The sequence below is a fragment of the Chitinophaga japonensis genome (genome assembly GCF_007830125.1).
Classification (GTDB): domain Bacteria; phylum Bacteroidota; class Bacteroidia; order Chitinophagales; family Chitinophagaceae; genus Chitinophaga; species Chitinophaga japonensis.
On sequence record NZ_VLLG01000004.1, the window covers coordinates 339303 to 364300 of the forward strand.

26 protein-coding genes are annotated in these 24998 nt (G+C 56.8%); 8 read left to right on the forward strand and 18 right to left on the reverse strand.

What is annotated here, in order from left to right; all coding sequences use genetic code 11:
- Position 1: 1 nt before the first annotated feature.
- Positions 2–265: a hypothetical protein gene (locus LX66_RS18470; protein ID WP_145716309.1), complete on the reverse strand. Its 264-nt coding sequence runs from the start codon at positions 263–265 to the stop codon at positions 2–4.
- 184 nt (positions 266–449) lie between these two features.
- Between LX66_RS18470 and LX66_RS18475 the strand changes: the two genes are divergently transcribed.
- Positions 450–1376 (forward strand): hypothetical protein, encoded by a 927-nt coding sequence (locus LX66_RS18475; protein WP_145716311.1) that lies wholly within the window; start codon positions 450–452, stop codon positions 1374–1376.
- Between the two features lie 84 nt (positions 1377–1460).
- On the opposite strand, the gene LX66_RS18480 is transcribed toward LX66_RS18475, so the two are convergent.
- The 5 genes from LX66_RS18480 to LX66_RS18500 form a co-directional block, all read right to left on the reverse strand.
- Entirely contained in the window at positions 1461–2600 is a 1140-nt protein-coding gene (locus tag LX66_RS18480; RefSeq protein ID WP_145716312.1) for a DmpA family aminopeptidase, read from the reverse strand.
- A gap of 56 nt (positions 2601–2656) precedes the next feature.
- Positions 2657–3319: a hypothetical protein gene (locus LX66_RS18485; RefSeq protein ID WP_145716314.1), complete on the reverse strand. Its 663-nt coding sequence runs from the start codon at positions 3317–3319 to the stop codon at positions 2657–2659.
- Between the two features lie 23 nt (positions 3320–3342).
- On the reverse strand, positions 3343–5919 hold the full coding sequence (locus tag LX66_RS18490; RefSeq protein WP_158642675.1) for an outer membrane beta-barrel protein: 2577 nt from the start codon (positions 5917–5919) through the stop codon (positions 3343–3345).
- Positions 5920–6006: 87 nt separating this feature from the next.
- Complete coding sequence (locus LX66_RS18495; RefSeq protein ID WP_145716318.1) at positions 6007–6696, reverse strand: response regulator transcription factor; 690 nt, start codon at positions 6694–6696, stop codon at positions 6007–6009.
- 39 nt (positions 6697–6735) lie between these two features.
- On the reverse strand, positions 6736–8118 hold the full coding sequence (locus LX66_RS18500; protein ID WP_158642676.1) for a sensor histidine kinase: 1383 nt from the start codon (positions 8116–8118) through the stop codon (positions 6736–6738).
- Between the two features lie 155 nt (positions 8119–8273).
- On the opposite strand from LX66_RS18500, the gene LX66_RS18505 reads away from it, so the two are divergent.
- From LX66_RS18505 to LX66_RS18515, 3 genes are read left to right on the forward strand one after another with little or no spacing between them, the layout of a single operon-like run.
- The gene (locus LX66_RS18505; RefSeq protein WP_145716322.1) at positions 8274–8615 is read left to right on the forward strand and encodes a YciI family protein; all 342 of its coding nucleotides are present in this window, start codon (positions 8274–8276) and stop codon (positions 8613–8615) included.
- Positions 8616–8647: 32 nt separating this feature from the next.
- Positions 8648–9247: an FMN-dependent NADH-azoreductase gene (locus LX66_RS18510; protein ID WP_145716324.1), complete on the forward strand. Its 600-nt coding sequence runs from the start codon at positions 8648–8650 to the stop codon at positions 9245–9247.
- 54 nt (positions 9248–9301) lie between these two features.
- The gene (locus LX66_RS18515; RefSeq protein WP_145716326.1) at positions 9302–10591 is read left to right on the forward strand and encodes an RNA polymerase sigma factor; all 1290 of its coding nucleotides are present in this window, start codon (positions 9302–9304) and stop codon (positions 10589–10591) included.
- 3 nt (positions 10592–10594) lie between these two features.
- Here LX66_RS18515 and LX66_RS18520 read toward each other — a convergent pair whose 3' ends face one another.
- Entirely contained in the window at positions 10595–10837 is a 243-nt protein-coding gene (locus LX66_RS18520; RefSeq protein WP_145716328.1) for a hypothetical protein, read from the reverse strand.
- 165 nt (positions 10838–11002) lie between these two features.
- Here LX66_RS18520 and LX66_RS18525 point away from each other — a divergent pair, with 165 nt between their 5' ends.
- Positions 11003–11617 (forward strand): DNA-3-methyladenine glycosylase, encoded by a 615-nt coding sequence (locus LX66_RS18525; RefSeq protein ID WP_145716330.1) that lies wholly within the window; start codon positions 11003–11005, stop codon positions 11615–11617.
- Here the strand turns inward: LX66_RS18525 and LX66_RS18530 are convergent.
- The 7 genes from LX66_RS18530 to LX66_RS18560 all read right to left on the reverse strand — a co-directional run bounded on the left by LX66_RS18530 (position 11607) and on the right by LX66_RS18560 (position 18530).
- Entirely contained in the window at positions 11607–12107 is a 501-nt protein-coding gene (locus LX66_RS18530; RefSeq protein ID WP_158642677.1) for an SRPBCC family protein, read from the reverse strand. The genes LX66_RS18525 and LX66_RS18530 overlap by 11 nt on opposite strands.
- Before the next feature lie 11 nt (positions 12108–12118).
- Positions 12119–12937, reverse strand: coding sequence for an SRPBCC family protein (locus LX66_RS18535; protein WP_145716334.1), 819 nt, complete (start codon positions 12935–12937; stop codon positions 12119–12121).
- A 1-nt stretch (position 12938) separates the two neighbouring features.
- Positions 12939–13538: an ArsR/SmtB family transcription factor gene (locus LX66_RS18540; protein ID WP_158642678.1), complete on the reverse strand. Its 600-nt coding sequence runs from the start codon at positions 13536–13538 to the stop codon at positions 12939–12941.
- Positions 13539–13680: 142 nt separating this feature from the next.
- Positions 13681–14316 carry a hypothetical protein gene (locus LX66_RS18545; RefSeq protein WP_145716338.1) on the reverse strand — a complete coding sequence of 212 codons (636 nt, stop codon included), beginning with the start codon at positions 14314–14316 and terminating at the stop codon, positions 13681–13683.
- Between the two features lie 6 nt (positions 14317–14322).
- Positions 14323–16506 carry a xanthine dehydrogenase family protein molybdopterin-binding subunit gene (locus LX66_RS18550; protein WP_145716340.1) on the reverse strand — a complete coding sequence of 728 codons (2184 nt, stop codon included), beginning with the start codon at positions 16504–16506 and terminating at the stop codon, positions 14323–14325.
- A 2-nt stretch (positions 16507–16508) separates the two neighbouring features.
- Positions 16509–16979: a (2Fe-2S)-binding protein gene (locus LX66_RS18555; protein ID WP_145716341.1), complete on the reverse strand. Its 471-nt coding sequence runs from the start codon at positions 16977–16979 to the stop codon at positions 16509–16511.
- 177 nt (positions 16980–17156) lie between these two features.
- Positions 17157–18530 (reverse strand): esterase/lipase family protein, encoded by a 1374-nt coding sequence (locus tag LX66_RS18560; protein WP_145716344.1) that lies wholly within the window; start codon positions 18528–18530, stop codon positions 17157–17159.
- A gap of 177 nt (positions 18531–18707) precedes the next feature.
- On the opposite strand from LX66_RS18560, the gene LX66_RS18565 reads away from it, so the two are divergent.
- Positions 18708–19208, forward strand: a complete 501-nt coding sequence (locus tag LX66_RS18565) for an FUSC family protein (protein WP_145716347.1) — start codon at positions 18708–18710, stop codon at positions 19206–19208.
- Between the two features lie 74 nt (positions 19209–19282).
- Positions 19283–21232 (forward strand): M1 family metallopeptidase, encoded by a 1950-nt coding sequence (locus tag LX66_RS18570; protein ID WP_145716349.1) that lies wholly within the window; start codon positions 19283–19285, stop codon positions 21230–21232.
- A 12-nt stretch (positions 21233–21244) separates the two neighbouring features.
- On the opposite strand, the gene LX66_RS28540 is transcribed toward LX66_RS18570, so the two are convergent.
- Positions 21245–21370, reverse strand: a complete 126-nt coding sequence (locus LX66_RS28540) for a hypothetical protein (RefSeq protein WP_262713215.1) — start codon at positions 21368–21370, stop codon at positions 21245–21247.
- A 337-nt stretch (positions 21371–21707) separates the two neighbouring features.
- Here LX66_RS28540 and LX66_RS18575 point away from each other — a divergent pair, with 337 nt between their 5' ends.
- Positions 21708–22346 carry a MarR family winged helix-turn-helix transcriptional regulator gene (locus LX66_RS18575; RefSeq protein ID WP_145716351.1) on the forward strand — a complete coding sequence of 213 codons (639 nt, stop codon included), beginning with the start codon at positions 21708–21710 and terminating at the stop codon, positions 22344–22346.
- A 123-nt stretch (positions 22347–22469) separates the two neighbouring features.
- Here LX66_RS18575 and LX66_RS18580 read toward each other — a convergent pair whose 3' ends face one another.
- The 3 genes from LX66_RS18580 to LX66_RS18590 all read right to left on the reverse strand — a co-directional run bounded on the left by LX66_RS18580 (position 22470) and on the right by LX66_RS18590 (position 24938).
- Positions 22470–22796, reverse strand: a complete 327-nt coding sequence (locus tag LX66_RS18580; RefSeq protein WP_145716353.1) for a hypothetical protein — start codon at positions 22794–22796, stop codon at positions 22470–22472.
- A 71-nt stretch (positions 22797–22867) separates the two neighbouring features.
- Positions 22868–24376, reverse strand: coding sequence for a DUF3575 domain-containing protein (locus LX66_RS18585; RefSeq protein WP_145716355.1), 1509 nt, complete (start codon positions 24374–24376; stop codon positions 22868–22870).
- Entirely contained in the window at positions 24369–24938 is a 570-nt protein-coding gene (locus tag LX66_RS18590) for an RNA polymerase sigma factor (RefSeq protein ID WP_145716357.1), read from the reverse strand. The genes LX66_RS18585 and LX66_RS18590 overlap by 8 nt, the downstream gene beginning before the upstream one ends.
- Positions 24939–24998: the final 60 nt, after the last annotated feature.

The window sequence follows — 24998 nt, forward strand, 5'->3', positions numbered from 1 at the left end:
CTTATGGTTCCGCTGGCTCCAGAACGGCATCACAGCCGGCACCTGCAATTTTTCCTGCTGTTGCGCAGTTTGACGCAGTACCGGAGGCGCTTGTACCATTGCCGCAGTCAAGCGTAACAGTACAATCAAAAAGGGGCTTATTTTCTTTTGTTTCTACTTTTACTGTTTTTACCGGGATTTGAGAATCGGTTTTCTTTTCTTCGTTAGCAAAGGCAACGGCTGATAAAGCCAGGCAGCATAGGGCTGAAAAAATGAGCTTTTTCATAATTGTTAAATTTTGAGGGTTGAAGTTTAGGGTTAAAATCATCTCCTGAAGAAGCTATATGTAAAATACAACTTTTTTTGAAAAAAGCTAATATTAATATTCCCTTAAATAAAAATTATTTTTTCCCCCCTTCATCAAAAGGAATTAACTTGAATGCAGTTAGCCGTTTAACCTAATTCATCTTATGCATTACCCTACAACACGATCAACATTGGTCGTTTCCCTTTTTGCTTTTGTTGTTTTCTGTAGCTGTCAAAAGGAACAACAAGCCCCGGCCCCTTTACCGGCACAACAGGACGTCAGCCAGGTGCGCATCCGCGCGCAACTGGATTCCACTATCAGTAATTGGAACAAGCATGCCGTGGTGGATATCAGGCTCACCGGGTACCGGTTTCTTGAAACGCCTGTAAGCGCGCAGCAATTGAGCGATGTCAGGAAACAATTAATGGACGGTAACAACCTGGTCCCCTATTTTGACGGCGAGCATGCCTCATCTTTTCGTTTAAGCTCCATCAGCGAGCGGAATGAAGAGTCCCTGCGTACAGCCGGCGAGCAGGACGGTTTGAGCCTGCGCGCGCAACTGGGCCAGGCGCTGGATACCTTGCTGCGGGCAGGCCAGGGACAAGTGGAGCTGCAATGGACCAGCCAGGGCAGGCGGTTCACCACCTTGTGCGTGTATAACGAGCAGGGGCTGGTATATGATCATATGCTGGCCAATCTTTTCCTGGTGGAAGATGAAACGGAATCGGAGGATGCCAATCTCCGGAAAACTTACACTGCCACAGTAAGGAACATCACCATCAAATGGATCTGGGGCAGCACCCGCGGCAAGGTGATCATCAAGCACAGCATCCTGGTGGATGGTGGCCGGATCACGTCCAACTGGGGCAGCTCCGAAGCCTGGATGAGCGCGGGCAGCGCTGCTGCTAAAAAGAACAGCTACAAGCGTTACAACACCTACGCGCAGCTTACCTGGGCTTATGGATGGGCTACCCCCACCGCCAGCTTCAAATTCTCCTACAGCGGCAAGCCCGCCAAATGGAGCGTTTCCATGAGCGGCGTCGGTTCCAAAGGCAGTGGCTCCGGTATCCACACTTATTATTTAAACTGATTGCTTAAATTTCCATCTATTTATTCACTGGCTAACTGGAAAGCATGTACGCTATAAGAAGCGTACATGCTTTTTCCATACCCGCTACTCTCCCTTCACCCGCCCATACTGCCGCAATATCTCCATTACCCGCTCCACCGGCAACGCTTCGATCTTGTGCCCGTCCTTGCCAATGGTAGTGGTAGCGGCAAACAGTGAGTTGATGATCGCCTCCTCCGTAGCTTCAATAGCGGCCATGAACAACGGAGTTACAAATTCATTATGCAGTACCGGCACCGTCTGTACCGGCTGGTCTGCCACATAGGGCACGCGCGCGGCGCCGGCGGTGGAAAAAGCGATCACGTAATCCCCGCTGCCATTGGAGGCAATGCCGCCGGTCCTGGCCAGTCCCATAAAAGCCCTTTTAGCCAGGCGCTCCAGGTTGCGGCTGTCCAGTGGCGCATCCGTTGCTACCACCATCATGCAGGAGCCGTCTACCATGTTGTTCAACTGATCGCTCAGGTAGTATTTGCCCAGCTCCTGTCCTACCGGTGCGCCGGCAATTTGCAGCACGCCGCCGAAATTGCTCTGCACCAGCACCCCCACGGTATACCCGCCCAGCTTTGCGGGCAACAGCCGCGATGCTGTGCCGATGCCGCCTTTAAAGCCAAAACAGATGGTGCCTGTGCCGGCGCCCACGCAGCCTTCGGCAACGGGCCCGCTTTGCGCACTTTGGATCGCCTGCAGCACATCCGCCTTGCGCACGGGCGTGGACCGGATATCATTTAACCAGCCGTCGTTGGTTTCCCCTATCACAGCGTTCACAGACTGCACGGACTCGTTCCCTGGTTGCTGCAGCGTGTATTCGATCACGGCTTCTATGGCGGTAGCCACGTTCAGCGTGTTGGTAAGCACCACGGGTGTTTCCAGGTTGCCCAACTCCGCTACCTGCGTGCTGCCGGCCAGCTTGCCAAAGCCATTGCCCACGAAGATGGCGGCCGGCACCTTCTGTTGGAAGATGTTCCCGTCATGCGGCAATATGGCCGTTACACCGGTACGTATACGGTCTCCTTTCACCAGGGTGGCGTGCCCTACCTTTACGCCCGGTACATCCGTAATAGCATTCCATTTCCCGGTGGGCAGCACGCCGATGGTGATCCCCCGGTCCCGGGCGCGGGTCACGGTTTGGGCGTGGAGGGTGTGTGCTGCAACAAACAACAACAGGCTGGTTAAAATGATACGCATGAACCTTTATTTTTTCAGAAGATAGGTAATAAGATCTGAAAAAATAAGGGCTTTTCCTACTGCTGCACCACTTTCATATCTGCCGGCGGCTGTACTTCCTTTTCCGTTACGGGCACAAATTCCACGCTGGTGGCCATGAGGGTCACCAGCCTGCTCTCCAGCCCCAGCACCACTCCCCTGTTCGTATACACGCCAATGGGACTGCCGGCTTTTACGGGCAGCGCGGTGGTGTACCATACCGTTTGCGTACCGCCTTTTTTAGCTTTCACTACCAGCTTTTTGCAGGTGTAGCCCAGTATTTGGCGGGTGCCGGCGCTTTCGCTGACCTTTTCTTCTGCCGCGGCTTCGCTGAGCTTTTTCTCTACAAGGACCGGAGGTTCCTGCGCTTTGTTCACCCACCACAGGATACCCTTTTCCAGGTCCAGGTATCTTTCAGTGCCTTCTGAGGAGGATACCGTTATTTTGGTGCTCACCCCGTCCTGCTCTTTGTCCACCGCATCGTCCAGGAAGGTTTTTACGCGCTGTCCCTTGTATACCAGCACGGCGTTTTCGGTGCTGCTCTCGGGCACCAGGTCCTTGTACTGCTGCTGGTCCGGCTTGAGGGCGGCGTGCAGGTGATAGGTGATCTCGTAGTGGATCTTTCCCTGTGTGCTGTCCTGCGCGGCGCCGGTTTTAAAAAGCAATCCCAGCCCTGCTGTGATCATGAGTGTTCTGTACATATTCATATGATTTAGTGTGATGATCAGCCTTTGGTAAAATGCCGGAGCTTGTAAATGAGGCTTAGCAGGAAGTAGCGTCCCAGGACCTGGTTGCGCCGGTCTTCCGTATAGCCGTTCCGCGCCAGGCGGGTAAAGCTCCTGTTGCGGTTCAGCAGGTCCTGTCCTTCCAGCCGCAGCATGTAGCGCTTCCCGATGTCCCTGGTAATGCCGGCGTTCAGCAGCGCAATGGTATTGTTATATGCTTCGCTTAGCCCCGTGGTGGTATAGCAGGCCAGGCCGGCATCTGCCGTCCACTGCCCCGGCAGGATAGCTGCCAGTTCCAGCCCGTAGTCCAGGAACCAGTACTGTTGCGTAAGGCTGTTGCCCGCGGCGTTATGGCGGTGATTCCAGGCGGCGTTGCCCCTGGCTGTGATGCTGAGGGCATGCAGGGGATAATAACTGAGCTGCAGGTCCGGCGTGAGGGACCACTGTTGTATCTTATCCGCTACGGCGTTAAAATAGGCGGGATACTGGTCATAGGCCAGCGCCGCGCCCATGGTGAGGTTGGAGCCGTTGTCCCCCAGCGGTACGGACCTTTCTGCATGCAGGCTGCCGGAGAAGTTATCACTGGCATTGATGGGGGTGATCAGTTGCCGGCCGCTGCTATCCGTGGTATACAGGTCGGTAAACTGGTCCTTCACGGTAGAGAGCCGCAACTGTATATTGGTAAAGGTATTCCGGTACACGTTGGTGGAGAGATAAGCCAGCGTTACAGTGTGATCTACCGCCTGCTGCAGGTCCGGGTTGCCTTTGCGCACGTACAGCGGGTCCGTAATATCTTCCAGGGGCCTGAGCTGGCTGAGGCCGGGCAGCACTGCCCGGGATTTGTAATGCAGCGTCAGGCGTTTGGACCTGGTAAAACGGTAGCGGGCATACGCATGTGGCAGGAAGGCGCCGTAGCGGCCCCTCACCTGGTAGCCTTTGTAATCGGAGCTGCCATCCAGGCGGCTATGCTGCCAACCTGCGCCTGCCGTGAAGTTAAAACGGCGGTAGCTGCCTGCCAGGGCAATGTCGGTGAGGGTTTTGAAGGTGTTGCTGCCATACAGGTCGCTGTAGCGCGCATCTTCCAGGTTGTAGGCCCCGCCGGCAGGGTTGAAATTGAGGGCTTGCTGCCGATACCGCCCCTGGCTGTAGCACAACTGCTCATGAAGCTTCAGCGCCAGGTGGGGGAATAATTGTTCCGTGTATACGATGCTGTTATCCAGTGAATAGCTTTCAGAACGGGCATTGGTCTGCTGCCGGATGCTGTCCCTTACTTCCCCGGCCCCGGTGTTATAGTACTGGTTCCGGGAAGTGTTGAAAGATACGCTGCTCATATTAAAGCTGGCCGGCGTTACCTGCACGGACAGGGTGCGCCCCGTTTTGGCAAAGCGGCGCCGGTACAGGATGTCCGCCCCGGCCTGCGTGGTGTGACTGCTGGTATGCAGGTCCTGCGATCCCTGGTTCAGTAGCTGTTGGCCGTCCGCGCCGGAAGAGCTGTACCGGCGGCTGCCGGACTGCTCCGCAGTATTGAAAACGGCCTGGGGCGATATTTTCAGCGAATGGCGCTCGTTCAGCCGAATGTCCGCGCTGGCATTGAGGCGGTGGTCATTGCCGGACTGGCAGGCCGTGCCATCCTGCAGGAATTGGTACGCGGTGTCCGGCAGCAGGTAATGCCGGTTGTACGTATAGTCGTTGCTGCTGGTAAAGCGGTTGTAAAAATAGCTGCTGCGCCATTGCAGCCGCCGGCCCCAGTCATTGTTATAATTGACGCCGCCGTATTGCGTGTTGTTCCTGCCGGCCGGCCGGGCCAGCTCCGCCTTTTCTGCAGGGTCATCGCTGTTGATGCGCACGCCCTTCATTTTACTTAGCTCCGAAATGGCAAAGGCCGGCAGGTTATTGAACAGCTCGGGGTTGCCGGCCGCCATTCGCAGCAGCTCCGAAGCGGAAAAGCCGCTCTTGTTCACATTGTTGGCCTTCAGCAGCAGGGACAGTTGCTGATCGCCGGCAAAGCTGTTGATATTCAGACCGCCCTCATATTTCCCGTCCGGTCCCCCGCCGGCGGATACATTGCCGAAGTAACCCTGCTTGCGGTCCTTTTTGGTAATGATGTTGATGGTTTTGACCTTGTTGCCGTCGTCGATGCCGGTAAATTCTTCCTGGTCGCTCATTTTGTCCAGCACCTGTATCCGGTCCACCATATCGGCGGGCAGGTTTTTGGTGGCGATGGCGGGATCATTGCCAAAGAACTCCTTCCCATCCACCAGCACCCGTTGCACGGTTTCTCCCTGCGCGGTAATGGCGCCGCCTTTGTCCACCTTCACGCCCGGCAGCTTTTGCAGCAGCTCTTCCACCACGGCGTTTTCCCGGGTTTTGAAGCGGGATGCGTCATACTCCAGGGTGTCGCCTTTCAGGCGCACCGGCGGCCTGCTTTCCACTACCACCTCCTTCAGTGTGCGTATCCGTAAGGGGGGGCCGCTCCGGCTGCTGTCCGCCGGGATGGTGTCCCGCTCCTGCGCCCTGGCGCCGGCGCCTGCCAGGAGTATAAAAAGAATAAAACAAAGGGTCGTAAAGTTTCGCATGGTCTGCGGTGTTTTGTTGACCATGCAAAAGTAGCGGGCCGTGCTGCCGCACCGGGTTAACGAGTGTTGGTATATCCTTAATGAGTGTTAAAAGACCAGTTTGTAGCCCAGCCCCCTTACGTTCACCAGTTGTACGGAAGGATCGTGCTGCAGGTACTTGCGGATCTTGCTGATGTACACGTCCATATTACGGGCATTGAAGAAATTGTCGTCGCCCCATAGCTCCAGCAGGATGTTCCGGCGGTGCGTGGTGGCATTCGGGCGCTCCGCCAGCATTTTCAGTATGTCCGCTTCGCGGAGGGAAAGGCGGATATGCTCCTTTGTATGCCGCAGCTCCTGCCGGTTGTGATCAAAAGTATAGCTGCCCAGCAGGAAAATGCCGGTATTGTTTTTAGCGGCAGTGGCCTGTCCGGCGCGTTTCAGCAGGGTTTTGATCCGCAGGATCAGCTCTTCCAGGCTGAAGGGTTTTTTCATGTAGTCATCCGCACCGGTCTGCAGGCCTTTGATCACGTCCTGCGTTTCGCTTTTGGCTGTCAGGAAAATGATGGGCGTCTGCTCATCCACGGCGCGGATGTCCTTCACCAGGGAAATGCCGTCCTTGCGGGGCATCATAATGTCCACGATGCATACTTCCGGCCGGAAGGACAGGTACTGTTCCCAGCCCTGCTGCCCGTTTTCCGCATGGCGGATATGAAAGCCGTTCATTTCCAGTGTTTCCTTTACCACGCCGGCCAGTATCACTTCATCTTCCACCAGCAGCAGCTTGATCTTTTTCATCTGTTAATATTTATCCCGCAGTTTTTTATCCCTCTTTATTTATTTCGGCAATTGAAAGGTAAATGTAGTGCCTTTCCCCGGCGTGCTGTGCACGCTGATGCTTCCCTGCAGTTGCTGCAGCAGGGCCTTTACATGGCTCAGCCCCAGCCCGTAGCCCCGGGTATCCTGCCGGTCGCCGGTTGTAACGCGGTAAAATTTATCGTACAGGAAGGGGAAATGCTGTTTTTCAATACCGTTCCCGTTGTCTGTTACCGCGAAGCTGATATGCGCCGGCAGTTCCCGCACGGTTACCTGTATCTCTTTCCGCGGCTTGTCGTTGTACCTGGCGGCATTGTCCAGCAGGTTGGCAAGGATGGTATGAAAGGTATGCGCATCGGTAAGGAGCTGCTCCTGCTGCAACTCGAACCGCAGGGTGATCTGCACATCCGGCAATTGGGAAAAACGGCCGGCGGCTTCCTCCACCAACGCCCGGATGCCGGCCGGCGCTACCTGCAGCGGCAGGTGCTGCTGTTCCAGCCGGCTTACCTGCATCACCTTGTCTATCAGCTCCTGCAGCCGCTCCAGCTCTCCCCCGGAATGCCGGAGGTAGCGCTCCGTTTTGCCTGCATCGTGCATCCCGCGGAAAGTGAGCAGGGCTTCGTTGGTGGCTTTCAGGATGGCTACCGGCGTTTTCAGCTCATGCGTAACATGGCTGATAAAATCCCGCTTCATCCGTTCCAGCTTTTCCTGCCGCAGGATGATGCGCCATAGTATCCATATGCAGCCGGTGATCAGCAGTGCAATGAACCCGGAAAGCAGGATGGCGCTGCCCATTTTTTGCAGCAGGTACCCCGGCAGGCCGCTAAAATGCACGCCCGCCACCTTGGCGGGATTGTTAAGCGTGGGATTGATCACCAGCACCGGCGCAGGGTTGGCCCCTGCTACTGCTTTGCTGCCAATGAACAGGGTAAAGGGCAGGTGAATATGCTTTTCCCGCAGTTGCGCGCGGTAATATTTGTCCAGGCTGTCCCTGTCCGGCGTTATATTGGTGAAGGATGCAAACAGGGTGGACACGAAGTGCGCGTAAGGATGATCGTTCTCGATATTCCGGTCCCCTTTGGGCAGGTGGGCGGTGTCCAGCCGGATTGTGCCGGTATCCGCCCCGGGACCGGGCAGGGCTTGCATGGCCGAACTATCGCTGTCCAGGTTAATATAGGCCTGGAAGTTATAGCTGCCTTTTCCCGCTGCGCTTTCTCCCGCCATTACCCGGGTGGTGCGTATAATGGCCAGGTCATAGGCTTTCTGGAAAGCCTCCGTGGCGGTGGCCACAAAGGCTTCCTGCTGCGAGCGGTAGGTTTGCCGCAGCCAGTACAACTGGAACAGTAATGCCGCCAGTACCGCCGGCGCCGCAATCCACCATATCCTTTTCCTGACACTGTGCATATCCCGCAAATTTAACCCGCCGCCGCTTTGGACCGTCCATTCTTTAACAATCATTAACGTTTGGGAAATTTGAAAAAAAATTGTCCAAATTTGAAACCCTGTATTCGTCATGGAAGTGTGCACGCAAATTATTCACCATTTAAAACCGAAAGAAAATGAAAGATTACCTGTTATTATTCAGAGGGGGACCGCAGTACATTCCCTCCGCAGAACAGCCGCAAGCGCCCATTTCCCCCGACTGGCGGAACTGGATGGAAACACTGGTGAAAAATGGGCGTTTTGTGGCAGGGCAACGTTTGGTGGGCGATACCGGCGCTGTGCTGAAAGGCCGGAAAACGCAGCTCACGGACGGGCCTTATGCCGAAGGCAAGGAAGTGGTGGCCGGCTACCTGATCATCAAAGCCAATGACCTGGAAGAAGCGGCTGCCTTGCTGAAGGGCTGCCCCATTTTTGAACATGACGACGCCAGCACCGAGATACGGGAAATTGCCTTCTGAACACGCCTGCACACATGACAAATACATAACCGATGAAAAAGATACTGAACATTATATCCAGCCCGAAAGGAAGCGGGTCCTACAGCATTCAACTGGCGGATGCGCTGATCGGAAAGCTGACAGCCGCCTATCCCGGTAGCAAGGTACAGGTAAAGAACCTGGCCCAACAGGCGGTTCCCCACCTGGAAGCGGCGCACCTGGCGGCTTTCTTTACGCCGGAGGAAAACTATACGCCCGAGAACCGGGCCGCCATCCGGGACTCCAATGAAGCAATTGCGGAGATCATGGATGCGGACATCCTGGTGATTGGCGCGCCTATTTACAATTTCAACATTCCTTCCACGCTGAAAGCATGGCTGGACCAGATCGTACGGCAGAACCTCACCTTCCGCTATACCGGGCAGGGAACGGAAGGACTGGTGAAGAACAAAAAAGCCTATATCGTTATTGCCAGCGGCTGGGTGTACTCCGAGGGAGCCATGCAGGCGTACAATTTTGTTGCGCCTTACCTGCAATACATGCTGGGCTTTCTTGGCATTACAGATACTACCGTGGTACACCTGGAAGGGGTTGCCCTGCCGGGCTTCCGGGAAGCGGCGCTGGAGGAGGTGATCGATGGCGTTGCCGTGTAACCCATTCAAACGGAAAGGGATGGGGAATGCGGGGGAAAGCCCTATTTTTGATCAATGACCTTTCCGTTGCCACCGTCAAGCAGACATATCAACACACTGACCGACCATCTTTTCCGCCGGGAGGCGGGAAAGATGGTGGCTGTACTGACCAAGATCTTTGGTGCGGAGCATCTTGCCATGGCCGAGGACGTGGTGCAGGATACGCTGCTGCAGGCCATGCAGGTATGGAGCGACAAAGGCATACCGGACAATCCATCCGCCTGGCTGTACCGCGTGGCCAGGAACCGGGCTATTGACATTATCCGGCGCAACCGGCACGCGATACAATTTGATTTCAGCGACCCGGAAAGGATATTGCTCACTTCCAGCTACTCCTTTACCGCTACCATGGAGCATTTCTGGCAGGAGGAACCGGTAAGGGACGATATGCTGCGCATGATGTTCGCCTGCTGCCATCCCGGCATTTCGGAGGAAAACCAGCTCTGCATCATCCTGAAAACGCTGTGCGGCTTCAGCACGGCGGAGATCGCAAAAGCATTCCTCACATCGGAAGACACCATTTCCAAAAGGCTGTACCGCACCCGGGAGTTCTTCCGGGAAAAGCGGCTCCGCCTGGCCATTCCCTCCGTCCCGGAAATGAAGCAACGGACGGATGCCGTGCTGAATGCCATCTACCTGCTGTTTAACGAAGGATACAATTCCACCCATGCCACGGCGCTCATCCGCCGGGACATGCTGGAGGAGGCCATGCTGCTGTGCAAGCTGCTGACGGAGCATACGCATACCCAGGTGCCTGAAACTTTTGCTTTAATGGCGCTCATGTGCTTTCATGCCTCCCGGACGGACAGCCGCCTCTCCGCGGAAGGTGAGATCATTTTACTGCAGGACCAGGACCGGGGGAAATGGGACCGGCAACTGGTAGCTACCGGCAACGACTATATGAACCGGGCGGCGTCGGGCCATACCATCAGCCAGTACCATGTCGAAGCCGCCATTGCCTATGAGCACTGCGCGGCGGAAAATTATACGCAGACCAACTGGGAAAGGATACTGGCATATTACGACCTGCTCTGCGAGATGGCCCCCTCTCCTGTTACGGAAGTGAACAGGGCCGTTGCGATCATGCAACTGCACGGGGCAACTGCCGCGCTCACGGCCCTGGAAAGGATAACGGCACAAAAAAAGCTAAGCTCCTTTTACCTCTACAACAGCCTGTTGGGAGAGCTGCATGCACGCCTGCGCAATATCCCGCTGGCAAAAAAATACTTCGGGATCGCTATGACGCAAACACAGTCCGCAACCGAGCAGCGGATACTGGGCAGCAAGATCAGCGCCCTGGATTAACGGCTAACGCTGCTCCGTGATGCAATGCCCGTGCGGGGCATGTTCCGGTCCATGCCCATGCCCGCGGCTAAGGCCGAAGAACAGGATATTGGCGGATATGAACAGTACAATGGTGAGTATGGCGGCCACCCGGGTAATGACTGTCAGGGTGCGGCTCTTCGAGAAAGACCCGAACACATACCCGATAATAAATACCATACATGCTATGAACAGCAACCGCAAAAAAATCATTAATGCAAAGATCATGGCGCTTTGTTTTAAAAGGTTTAAAAATGATGCTGTAACAAAGCTACCACCCGGCCGGGACCCCGCCGGGGCTGTATAGATAAGGCCCGGAAATGTGGATACCAGCCCGAAAATTCCTGCAACTTTACCACAGATAAGCGCAGAATACGGAACTTTAGGCCCGATATGGAAAAACTGGCATATGATTTTTACAACCGCGCGGATGTGCTGACCATTGCCCGGGAGCTGCTGGGCAAGGTGCTGGTAACGCAGTTCAACGGTATTGCCACAGCCGGCCGCATCGTGGAAACGGAGGCCTACGCCGGGGAGAACGACCGCGCCTCCCACGCCTACGGCGGCCGGCGCACCGCCCGCACCGAGGTGATGTACGGCAGGCCCGGTACCGCTTACGTGTACCTGTGCTATGGCATACATCACCTGTTCAACGTGGTCACCAACCGGGAGGAGGTGCCTCACGCCGTGCTGGTAAGGGCTATAGCGCCCCTGCAGGGCATACCGGATATGCTGCTGCGCACCGGCCGGGCCAAACCGGATCATTCACTGGGAAGAGGCCCGGGCAACGTATCCAGGGCGCTGGGCATCACTACCCGCTACACGGGCTGGAACCTGGCCAGCCGGGAAATGTTCATTGCGCAGGACGGCTTTGCACCGGCCGCCGCCGAGGTGGCGGTAACACCGAGAATAGGCGTGAATTACGCGGGAGAGGATGCCTTGCTCCCCTACCGGTTCATACTAAAAGACAGTCCGTATGTAAGCGGGAAAAAGCAGGTCAGGAGTTGATAACGGCCGTTAGTTGCTCGTTCCTGTTACGCAGGTCGATGCCCCCTTCCAGCAGGGATTTCAGGTTGACAAGGTAAAACAGCCAGCCCCCCTGGCACCCGATGTGGAATTTGAATTTGGACTCCTCGTCCGTGGGTATCTTGTCCTGCACCAGCTCTGCCAGCGACTCCCCTTCTACTGTTTTGATGGTGACACTTACGGTGCCGGCTATCCCGAAAGTAAACTGCAGGAAATCCTTTCCATTGGCAGCCAGTACGGCGCCATGCTCATTTACATCATCCGGGTAGCCGTGCCAGCGCCACAGGTAGGTGTCGCCCTGCTGCACAGGGAGGGTGCTGTCTCTGGCAGCGCCGTCAGCCGTGGAGAACAGGGCCTGGCGCAGGAACCACTTTTCGATATTGGCGGGCACGGTCCAGGCGTCGTAAATGTCCTGTACGCCTGCCTTGATGGGGATCCTTAAGGAGAACCGGCTCCAGTCATGCTTGGCCATATGTTTTTTATTTAAAGGTTCAATAAACGTTGTAACTCCCGGTCCCACTCCTCCTGGAAACGGGCGGTCACCGCGGGCGGCAGGCCGTAAGTAGCCAGCCATACGCTGATCTCCCGGTGGCGGCCGTAGATTTCTATGGTTACCCGGAAAAAAGCATTGTTCAGCCGTTCCACCGTGCCGGAAAAATCGCAGGGCGGGTTCAGCATCAGCACCCTGCCCGTATAGGCTTCATCGTAAGGGGACTGAAAAGTATATACTTCACTGTTACTGGTGAACTGCCCGGTGTCCTGCATGAGGGCCTGCCATATTTTTCCCGGGTCGGCATGATCCGGCAGCGCCGCCCGTGACCAGGCCACCCGCCTGTCCCTGCCGCGGTGGTGGGCAATGTAATGTTGCAGGCTTTGCATTTCGGAACGCCAGCCCCGGTTCACCGCATTGTATTCATCGTCCCAGTTGGTATCCGGTCCAAACCCGGAATGCACCAGCCGCAGGGCGGTGCGGCCGTTCTCCGTTTCCAGGAAGTATTCCAGCACCAGTTGGGTGGCTTCCCCTGCCAGCAGCGGTTCCGCCGGGCCCTGGAAGCCGGCGCCGTGCTCATATACCAGCTTCAGGTACTTGTGCAGCACGGCTTCTTTCACCTGGAAGCGCCAGGTATGATCATCCCCCCAGTACAGTTGTATCCAGCCGTCGGGGCCGGCCTGTACGCGGGCGTCCAGCGGGAACCAGCGCTTCAGCTCTTCGGCGGCCGTCAGCGTTTTCCATACAACGGCGGGGTCAGCTTCGAGCAGGGTGGTCAGTTCTATTTTTCGCTGGTCTTTCGGGTGTGGCATACTACGATGTTTTTTTATGGGTGAGCGCCGGGTGCGCCAGCAAGCTGAAACGGTAACGCCGGGCCTTTTCGCCGGTGCCGGCCTGGTATTTGGTGGCCAGGCGGGCTACTGTTTGCGACAGCTCTTCGGTGAAGGCGTGCAGGGCCGCCGGATCAGCAAAGCTCACTTCCGTTTGCAGGGAGAAGGTGGACAATTGTTTCTTCTCCCCTGCGGCCAGCTCCTGCAAAGTGGCCACTTCCTGTACAATATTGGCGGCAGCAGCTACCAGGTAAGCGGAAGAGAATTTGTCCCTGATCTGCGCGGCGGTTTCCTCCGGGGAGGTTTGCAGGCAGATGTAATAGGAACGGGCCGTTGCCCGCACGATCCTTTCAATGCAGTTACCCTTTCTCTTTTCTTCCACCAGCTCCAGCAACTGGTTTTTTTCCAGCTCTTTCAGGTGGTAGTTCAGTTGCTGCCGGTTCATCTGCAGCTTGCGGGCCAGGCCGGAGGCGGAGTCGGGCTCCCGCAGGTGCTCCAGTATTTTCAGGCGCACGGGGCTGAGCAGCGCAGTGGCTACAGCGGCGTCCCGGATCAGGTTGTATGCTGGTTGTACGGTATTCACAATCCGAAATTACACCGAAAAATTAATTTTTCAAGGAAAATTTTAATTTCGGTGGAAATCAAAAAAATGCTCCCGTAAGCAGGCCGGGTGCGCGGGACACCGGGGCCGTTACGGGAGCATACGCCTGGGTGATGAGTCCTGTTTATTTATCCGGCAGGTACGCCCCTGTTTCTATCCAGCGGGTGAACTGTCTGGCAAATTCTTCATGGCTGAGCGGGGGCAGCTCGCGGCCCTCGCCGGGGTTCCAGCCGGCTTTTACCAGCGGATCGTGGGTGACATGCTCTATCAGGGCCTCTTTGGTTTTACCGCCGTTCAGTTTCGGGTCCAGCAACTGCGCCGCCAGCTCCCGGGGCGATTTGCCCTCGAATACCATCTTCATGTCTTCCGGGGGCAGGTGCCAGTTGGGATTGCCCGGCGGCATGTGCAGGCCGGGCGTATTTTCCGCCTGGTGGCAGTTGGAGCATTTCAGCGCGTATAGCCCCTTGCCGTCGTGCCCGCGCTTTACGCCCTGCGTGTGCACGTGGCTATCCTCCCCTTGCAGGGGCGCATCGCCCGAGGGGTGACAGTTCATACAGCGCGGGTGCATGAGCACCTCGTAGGCGGCCAGGAACGCTTTTTTGGAGGCGGTGCTATCGTTTTCCACAACGCCGTATACCCGTTGCCGGTGGTAAGGATCCGTATTAAAGGATAAGGCTGTTACGGAAACAGCGGCGGCGGCCAGCAGCAGGTAAATGGCCCTGCCTGCAGGTAGTATGGTCTGTTTTTTTGAGCTGGTCATAGTCATTTACGCTTTGAGGTTTACATGGGTGCCAAAGGGAAGGTCCCGCAGGCGCTGGCCGGTAGCGGCAAATACGGCATTGGCAATGGCCGGGGCTACCGGCGGTACGCCGCATTCTCCTGCGCCGCCCATTTTTTCGGTGCTATCCACGATATGCACTTCTATTGCCAGCGGCGATTCATTCATCCGGGCAATATGATAATCATGAAAATTGCTTTGCTGCACCTTCCCTTTTTCCAGGCTGATCCGGCCGTACAGCGCAGTGGATACGCCGAAGTTGATCCCGCTTTCCATCTGCGCGCGCACCCCGTCGGGATTCACGGCCAGGCCGCAATCTATGGCGCACACTACGCGGTGCACCTGGATGGCGCCCTGCTCGCTGACGGATACTTCCGCCACCTGCGCCACAAAGCTGAGGAAGGATTCATGCACGGCCACTCCCCTGTAGCGACCCGCCGGCAGGGGCGTTCCCCAGCCGGCTTTCTCTGCGGCCAGGTTCAGCGCGGCCAGGTGCCGCGGATGGTCTTTCAGCAGCTCCCGGCGGTAGGCCACCGGGTCCGTTGCCGCTGCATGCGCCAGCTCGTCTATCATACATTCCATCACCGTGGCGGTATGGGTGTGGCCTACAGAACGGTACCACAGCACCGGCAGGCCCAGCCGGGGCGAGTGCAGGCCCACGTAATGGTCCGGTATGGCAGGCATGTAGGGAGAGTCCGCCACGCCTTCCACGGACGCGGGATCAATGCCGTTCTTCATCATGGCTTCAAAGGGAGAGCCGGCCATAATGGACTGCCCTACCAGGGTGTGCTCCCAGGCCACCGGTTTGCCGCTGGCGTCTATGCCGGCGCGCACGCGGTGCACAAAGGAGGGGCGGTAGTAAGCGCCGTGCACGTCATCTTCCCGGGTCCACACCATTTTAATGGTCTGGCCGCTGGCTTTGGCAATATGTACGGCTTCTGAAACAAAGTCGCAACTGGGCGTGGCCCTTCTGCCAAAGCCCCCGCCCAGGAATACGGTATGCACGCTGACCTGTTCCGGTTGCAGCCCCGTTATTTTGGCGGCGGCGGCCTGTTCGGCCATGGGCATCTGGGTGCCGGTCCATATTTCACAGGCGTTCTTGCTGAGCTTTACCGTTACATTGATAGGCTCCATGGGCGTATGCGCCAGGTATGGAAAGGTATATTCCGATTCGATCACTTTGGCGGCTTTGGCCAGGCCGTTTTCCACGTTCCCCGCCTGCGCGGCCGGCAGGCCTTTGGTGCGGGCCAGTTGTTTGAATTCCCGCAGTTGCGCCGCGCTGTCTACCTGCACATTCGCGCCATGATCCCATGTTACCTGCAATGCATCCCTGCCTTTTTTGGCCGCCCAGAAATGGTCCGCTATCACGGCGATGCCGGTGGGTATCTGCACCACGTTCCGCACGCCGGGTACGGCGCGGGCCTTGCTGTCGTCAAAGGAGCGCACCTTCCCGCCATACACCGGCGGGTGGGCCACTACGGCGGTGAGCAGGCCGGGCAACTGTACGTCCATCCCGAACCTGGCGGAGCCGTTCACCTTGGCCGGGGCATCCAGCCTTTTGGCGCCTTTGCCGATATATTTCCATTCGCTGGAAGCGCGCAGCAGCACCGGCTCTGCGAGCGGTGGCAATGCCGCCGCTGCTGCCGCCAGTGCGCCGTAACGGGCACGCTGGCTGCCGGCAATCACCTCGCCGTTCTCCGTACGGCATTCGGCAGGGCTTACGCCAAACTGCGTGGCGGCAGCCTGTACCAGCAGGGTGCGGGCCGTAGCGCCGGCCTGCCGGTAGCGGTCAAATTCCGACCAGGTAGTGCTGGAGCCGCCGGTGATCTGCAGGCCGTAAGCAGTATGTATATACGCTTTGCCCGGGGGACCGTGCTCCACGCTTATCTTTTTCCAGTCCGCATCCAGCTCCTCGGCAATCAGCATGGCCAGGGTGGTCCATATCCCCTGCCCCATTTCCGCATGGGCCAGGATGATCTGTATGCTATCGTCTGCGCCTATACGCAGGAACGCGTTTGGCGCAAAAACGGCTGCGGCATCTCCAGCCGGCAGGCTACCGGCCCTGGCTAAACGCCGCACGCCCGGCACGGCAAAAGATATCAGTAAGCCGCCACCCAGCATGGCGCCCGTTTTCAGGAAGCCGCGGCGGCTGGTAGTTAATTCATCATGCATATTCATTGGTTACCTCCTTCCTGTTGTAATTTCGCTGCCAGGTGAATGGCGCGGCGTATGCGCGGGTAGGTGCCACAGCGGCAGATGTTGCCGCTCATGGCGTTGTCAATGTCCTCATCGGTAGGCTGCGGTTTATCGCGCAGCAGCACGGCGGCAGACATGATCTGCCCGGACTGGCAGTAGCCGCATTGCGGCACGTCCTCTTCTATCCAGGCCCGCTGCAGCGGGTGGCTGAGGTCCTGCGACAGCCCTTCAATAGTGGTGACCTCCTGGCCTTCCGCCCGGGAAAGCCGGGTTACGCAGGAACGTATGGCTTCCCCGTTCAGATGCACGGTACAGGCGCCGCACTGGGCCATGCCGCAGCCGAATTTTGTTCCTGTTAGTCCTAAAATATCACGGAGTACCCATAAAAGCGGCATATCACCCGGGGCGTCAACGGTGTGCTCCTGGTGGTTGATCGTGAGCTTGACCATAAGATTTGTTTTTCCTTAAAAGATATCGACCAGATTTCCTCTTTATATACAACAGCGCTGTATAAAGTTAGTTCACTCACAGGTGAGCCGGCTAATAAAAATCAAAGAAAAACTTATGAATTTCAAAGAATGGCGCGCAACAGGATCATCATACTATTCTTTTAAAACCTGCCGCAGCTACTGCACAGCGCTCAGCAGCTCCGCGATGTGCTGGTAAAACGGCCGCACAGAATGGAAATAGCCGATGCCGATAATATCAAAATGGTCGTACCCGTTGTACACGCCCACATGGTTCCACACCCCTTTCTGCAGTGGTACGGCAGGATCATAGGCTTTAATGCTGCTGCCTGCCGGGCCGCTCATGCCGTAGGTATTGGCGGCGCCATCGTTGGGCCACCATTTGGCGTCGATCACGATCCTGCCGGGCTCATTGCGCCGGTAGTTGCCGATGCCCATCAGCACCGGCGTGGGATAGGCCACCGGTATAAGCAGCGGAAACACGTCCGGGCGCGGGTACTCCCAGCCGGTGATCAGCCCCCGCAGGGAGGCTTTGGTACTGAAAGAGAAATAGTACACCTGCTTTGAATCAGGATCCGGCCGGGCCGGGTCCATCAGCGCTTCGGGCGTAACGTCGTGGCCGCAGTAGTCTTCTGTTTGCCATACCACGCTGTTTTCCACGCGGCTGGCGTAGGACTGCCAGCTTTCACCGGGCTGCTGTACCAGGCCCCACTGATCCAGGCTGAAGTCGTAGATCTTTTCTATGCCCGGCACCACGCCGGCCAGCGCTGCTACGGAGGTTACCAATTGCCGTACAAAGGGGATATAGCCGTTCAATAGTATATATGACAGCGTAGCGCCGTTATGCGGGGTGCTGATCGTGGTCACGGACTTTACCCAGCCGGTGCGCCCGCCGTTGAAAAGGGAGGCATGGCCCGGGTCCTGCCGTTCGGCGGCATCTCCCTGCTCCAGGAGGGTGACCAGCTTCCGGACGGTAAGGCCGCCCATGCTGTGCCCCAGCAGGTGCACGGGATGCTCCGCGTCCCATTGCGGGTAAATGCCGGGATAGTAACGGGTACGCTTTTGCGCATGCCCGTAACGGCTGCTGTGGAGCTTCCCGTAATCCACATAGCCTCCTTTAATATAATAGTACAGCTCCACGGCGCGGTCCCAGTTGCTGCTAACCGGGCCTACCTTGGCCTCATACGCGGGATAGCCGCTGTTGCCAAGATACTGGGGGATGTTGTCCACCCCGCCCCAGTAGTGGTAAAGTCCCAGCATTTCGCCGGGGCCCAGGCCGCCCATGCCATGCACCATGATAATGGGAATGGGCTCCCCGCCTGCATTGCGGGCCGCTTTTCCCTGGCTGCCGGCCGGCAGCGGAATGGGTTTGTCCAGCGGGGTAACGGGCTCGGTAGCCAGGGCTTCTTTTTGGCCGGGCGGCAGCATATTTTCATCAGGCCGCGCAGTTTCCTTTTTACAGGAGACGGCCAGTAGTAACAGCATGGTAGCGGCAAGCGCTAACCTCTCCCTTAGCCGGTGGATCGGTTTCATAAGCATTGAAAGATTTTGGATTTGAGGAAATAAATAACATGAATGGTTATAGCAACTGATCAGTAAGCGGGTTAGAAATGCGTAACCGGATTGAACGGGCGCAATAATATGATTTAAATATTGATCATACGCTAATCATATGTTAATGGAGCGAATATCCTCCGTAGTTTTGCGGTCATGATCACACTGAATGTTAAAAGACTGCTGGTGTACATGGGTAAATGCGTGGTCGGCGCGCTGCTGGTGTTCCTCTTGTCCTGGTGGCTGCATTACGGGGATTATATCTGGTGCCTCATTTCTGTAATGCTGGTGCTTTCGCCGGACGGTACAGATGCGGTTTCCCTCGCAATGAGCCGCATCAAGGCCAACCTGGTGGGCGCAGGGGCCGGGCTGCTCATGCTGCTCGTACACCCGGTACCGGTAGTGATGGTAGCCGGCGGTATTGGCATTACAGTGGCGGTGTGCACGCTGCTGAAGCTGGAGCCTTCCACCCGCACGGCACTGGCCGCCACCATTATCGTGACCCTGCACGAAGCGGGCCGGCATGTATGGGATACGGCGTTGGAAAGGATACTGTCCGTACTGGCGGGCTGCCTGCTGGGATTACTCATCACTTTTATTTTCCATTCCCGTTTTACCAACCGGCCAGCAGAAGCCCCCGCTCATCACGAAGCCTGAGTAAAACGGTATAATTTTTCTGCGTAATTGAGTACCTTGACCGCTTATAAAAACCAAGGTCTATATTCAGTTTTATGAGAGTCAACAAAATCTTCCTTTGCCTGTTTGTGCTGTTCAGCGCAGGCTGGCAGTCAGCCAGCGCGCAAACGCCTGCAGGATATGATCAGCATGCCGTGTTCAGCCCGCTCTTTTACACCCAGAACGGTAACGAATTCCGCAGCGCCAGCGGCGCACCCGGTCCCCAGTACTGGCAGAACCGGGCGGACTATGACATCCAGGTTACGCTGGACACCGCCAGGCACCGCATCAGCGGTTCCGTGCAGATCCGGTATACCAATAACAGCCCGGACACCCTGCCCTTTATCTGGCTGCAACTGGACCAGAACATCTACCGCGAGGATTCCCGCGCTTCCGCCACTTCTGTGGTGACCGGCGGGCGCTTCATTAACCGCAGCTTTACAAAGGGGTATGAGATCAGCCGCGTGTCCCTGGTGCAGAACGGCAGATCCTACGAGGCGGATTACCAGGTGACCGATACTCGTATGAAGATACAGTTGCCCCAGGTCATGAAAGCCGGCGGCGGCGCCGTAACCGTAAAGATCAGCTATGCATTTGACATCCCGCATTATGGCACGGACCGTATGGGCCGCCTGGAGACCCGCCACGGATGGATATACGAAATTGCCCAGTGGTATCCCCGCATGGCGGTGTATGATGATGTGCTGGGCTGGAACAATATCCCCTACATGGGCGCTTCCGAGTTTTACCTGGATTACGGCGACTTTACATACGAGATTACAGCGCCGGCCGACATGGTGGTAGCAGGCTCCGGTGAGCTGGTAAACCCCTCGCAGGTGCTCAGCGCCAACCAGGCCAACCGCCTGGCCCGCGCCCGCGTAAGCGACCATACCGTAACCATCAGGGACAGCACGGAGATCATCACCCCCACGGATAACCGTAAAGGCAACCTTACCTGGCGTTTTAACTGTAAAAACACCCGCGATGTGGCCTGGGCCGCTTCCCGCGCTTTTATCTGGGATGCTGCGCGCATCAACCTGCCCGGCGGCAAAAAGGCGCTGGCGCAGTCCGTATACCCCGTGGAAAGCGCCGGGCTCAACGCCTGGAGCCGCTCCACGGAATATGTAAAGGGCTGCATCGAGCTGTATTCGGAAAAATGGTTCCCCTACACCTACCCGGTGGCTACCAACGTAGCCGGTATTGTAGGGGGGATGGAATACCCCGGCATTGTTTTCTGTTCTGCCCGCGCCAGGACCAACGGGCTCTGGGGCGTTACCAACCACGAGTTCGGGCACAACTGGTTTCCCATGATCGTGGGCTCCAATGAGCGTAAGTATGCCTGGATGGATGAAGGTTTCAACACCTTTATCAATTCGCTGGCTACCAGGGCCTTCAACAACGGTGAGTATCACAAGCCACAGCAGGTGGCCAAGGCGGCCCCCAACCTGTTTGCACCCGGTACGGACGGCATTATGAATACGCCGGATGTGATCCAGGCCAGGCAGTTGGGCAATATGGCCTACTTTAAACCAGCGGTGGCGCTTACCCTGCTGCGCAACCATGTGCTGGGGCCGGAGCGGTTTGACGAGGCTTTCCGAGCCTACATTCACCGCTGGGCTTTCAGGCATCCCACCCCCTGGGATTTCTTCCATACCATGGAAAATGTGGCCGGGGAAGACCTGGGCTGGTTCTGGCGCGGCTGGTTCCTGCATACCTGGAAACTGGACCAGGCGGTAAAGGAAGTGAAGTACGCGGACAATGATACCACCAGGGGCGCCCTGATCACCATAGAGAACCGCGAGCAGATGGCTATGCCGGTAGTAGTGGCCGTGAAGGAAAGCAGCGGCAAAACAGATACCGTAAAGCTGCCTGCAGAAATATGGCAGCGCGGCGGCACCTGGACCTTCAGGGTATCCACCACCACCCCTGTTACGGAAGTGGTGATAGATCCTGATGGTGATTTCCCCGATATTGACCGGGCAAATAATACCTGGATCAAAATGTAGGAGGCAGGTAGTTTACTGAAATTTATACACGCCCAGTACAAATACCAGCAATAGCATGGTGAACTGCAGGGTATAGAGAAGGTTCAGCCGGCGGCGGAGGGCGGCTACCTGCAGCATGCCCGCTACTGCCTCCGGCATGGTGAGCAGCGCCTTTAATTTCCTGGTTGGTAGTTTTAAGTCACTTTTTTCTCAGCATGCGCAGGAGCAGCCGGATGATGCCGAGGTGCACCCTGGCCGGCGTGTGTATAAATAACCTGGCTTCCTGCCGCAGGCTGGCGTATGTAATATTCATGCGCTGGTTTTTAGCGGTCCTGGAAAATGGTAGTAGCTATCGGGGGTAATACAGTGAGGGTGCAGGTAAAACGGAACTTTTTAATACGTATCTATAGTATTCGTCGCAAATATAGTCTGTATTCGTTGTAAAAACAATGCTCCTGGAATATTTTTTATTAATTTGCTCTATATCCGTAGCAATATGAACAAAACAGTTACGCTAGTGAATGCCTGGGCTGCCTATGAAGAGAAATACCCGGATGGCAGCATCACCGATTTCTGCCGCTATCACCTGCTGCGGGAAAAGCAGGAGGAACCGGTAAATACGGCAGCGCAAACCGGCGGGCTGCAGCCCCTGAAGCCGGAAGGCTTACTGCTCAAGACCATGGGCCGCATTGTAAGGCTGCACCAGCTCTATGCCCGCATTGCGCTGGAAGGCACCGGCATCAGCCAGTTCGAGGAGTTTGCCCTCCTGAATACGATTACCCGGTTGAAGGATCCCCGCAAGTCGGATGTGATCTATGCCACCATTTATGAAATGTCTACCGGCACGGACCTGCTGAACCGCCTGCGCAAAAGCGGCTATATCACGGAAGTGACGGACCCGGCAGACCGGCGCTCCAAACGGGTGAAGATCACGGCCGCCGGCGAAAAGGTGTTGCAGGCTGCCGTAAAGCGCCTCAGCCAGATGGTCACCATGATGCTGCACGATATGGACCTGGACGATGTGCTGTTATGCGTACAACTGCTGAAGCACCTGGAAATAAAGTTTTCCGCGCGCTGGCCGGAGGACAAGGGCCGCACCTTTGACGAGATATACACCAGCGTAATGTCCGAATAAAATGAAAAGGCCCCGGCAGGAATGCCAGGGCTATGTCCTACTACATGCTTGTATTCAAAGTGCTTAAGCACTAAACCTAAAGTAATCCTACAAGCTACCCATTATTAGCTTTTTCAACATCTTCTAAGGTCTCCTGTACCGCGCAGAATCCCCGGGAAGGGTATCATGCGGCGGATAGGGAACGGTGTCATGCGGCAAGGTATCATGTGGCGGATGAGGAACCGTGTCATGCGGCGGATAGGGAATGGTGTCGTGTGGCACCGTATCGTGCGGGCATGAGTCCGGTGGCAGCGTGTCGTGCGGGGGCCGGATGGTGTCATGCCCTGTACTGTCATACAGGGCGCCGAAGGCTTCCTGGCCGGCTTGCTGCAAAGTGTTCTCTTTCCTGCACGCGGTGGCTGCGATAATGAACCCGCCCGTGAGCATCAGTAATACATGAAGTTTGTGCATAAGATAAAATGGTTTATATCTCTGTAAGACAGGCACAAAGCGCAGAAAGGTTGGGTGGCGCCGGTAATTATTTAACGGCCCAGCGGAATACGCAGGTACAGTTCCAGCAGGCTGTTGTCCTGCACCGCCCTGGCCGGGCCTTTAAATCCGTCATCTCCCCCGGACCGGAGCAGGGCTGCGCGATAGCGGATGCCAGCCTGGATACGGGGCCTTAGCTGGTAGGCGGCATCCACACTCCAGTTCAGTTGGTGAATGCCTAGCAGGCGCCCGCTGTTGAAGGCCGGCGTGCTGAATTCCGTTTGCAGGTTCAGGGAATCCACGGTTACGGCGCCGCCGCTGGTAATAGCGCTGTCCTTTCTACCACCGGGCAGCGCGCCACTGTATACCAGGCCGGTACGCAGGGTTACCCGTGGCGTGGTATAGGCCAGGTGAATGCCGGCGGCTCCGCTGAAAATCCGTTGCAGGGTATAGGGCGTGGTGAGGGTATCTTTCCTGTAAAGCGTGATATTATTGCCCATGGAGTCTACCCGGGTATTGCGCACTGCCTGGTGCTCAAAATACCTGTCGTACCCGGTAATGAAGCCCGCATTTACCTCCGACTGCAGGCTCCAGTGCTTCCCCAGGGGGAAAGTGTACAGTAGCCCGGCCTGGATGCCATAGGCGCCGTTGAAGGGGTACAACAGCCCGGCCTGCAGGGCCCAGCGCCGGGAACCTTGCTTGCTGCCCGGCGGCGCGGTGGACAGTGGTAGCGGTACCTGGCGGCGGTGGCTATCCGCCGCTAATGCCGGCGTTTGCAAGGCATATAAATTAATAGTAGGCAGAGCTTGTAAATGATTGTTATTCACGGGAGTTGGCGGGTGCGCCCCTGCCCTGCCGCCTGTTGCCGCCCTCCCTTGTGTATGGACCGGTAGCCGGGCGCCAGGCAATTGCTGCCGGCCGGCTGGCGAGGGTATCGGTGTATCATCAAGTGGGTTGGCAGGGTTTGTTTCAGCGCCATTGCCGGAGCTAAGCGGCTGGGATATGTTTCCGCGGGCAGATGGATGAAAGGCCGTGCGGCCGGCTACAGGATGCTTAGCTCCTGTACCAGGCAGCCCGGCGGGGCCGGGGGCTTGCTGCCCCGCCCCGTTTGTGGCAGTGAACGGGGGAAGCTGCGCGGGCATACCGTTATTGGCAGTCCCGGTCCCGCTGGCGGCCCTTGCCGGCAGCCGGGCCTGCAGGGTGTCCTGCCCGCCGGCAGTCAGGCTGCCCGGCGTAGCAGCAGTGGCGGCAGGGCCTGCAAATACAGTTGCGGTATCTGCAGGTGTGGGCTGCTGCGCGGTATGATTGCTTGCCTGCCATATAAACCAGGTAGTGAGCGCGCAGGTGGCCGCCCCCAGGGATATGAGCAAGGGGGCGCGGCGCGGGAGGAACCGGCGCAAGGGCTGGCGGCGTGCGGGCTGCGTATCCGTTCCCTGCTCCTTATCCAGCATGGCGGCCATACGGGCCCAGGCCTGCTGCTTCAGCTCCTGCCCGGCATCTGGGGCGGGTTGCTGCGCGGCCTTTTTCAGCCAATCCCCGATATGTAAGTGCTTGTCATCCATGCAGTGCGCTCACGTGTGTTTTTAATATCCTTTTACCTTCAGCTACATGCCATTTGGAGGTGCCGGTGCTGATATGCAGCAGGGCGGCGATCTCCTTGTGGGAATAGCCTTCTATTATAAACAGGTTGATCACCACCCGGGTCACCGGCGGCAGCCGCTGCAGCACCAGCAGCAAGTCCTTGTATCCCAGTTGGTCAGGATCGTTGGCATGTAATAAATGTTCAGGTATCTCCGCTGTTGATTGCTCTTTCGTTTGCCCCTGCCCGTGCCGGAAGTAGTCGGCCACGGCATGCACCATGATCCGGCGCAGCCAGCCCTCGAAGCTGCCGGCATGGCGATAGTCCCCTATTTTTTTGAATGCCCGCAGGAAGCCGTTGTTCAGTATATCGATCGCCTGGTCCCTGTCGGCCGTATACCGCCGGACCATAGCCAGCATGCTGTCAAAAAAAAAGGAATACAGCCGTTCCTGGCTCAAACGGTCATTCCTGCAGCAGCCTTCCAGGATCTGGTCCAGGTCGCCGCAGGAGTTATTATAATTGCTATGTTCAGATAAGGTCAGGATGAAGTAAAGAAGTAAGAATTATGGAATAGGATACTGGAAGTATGCCTCATGAAATACAAA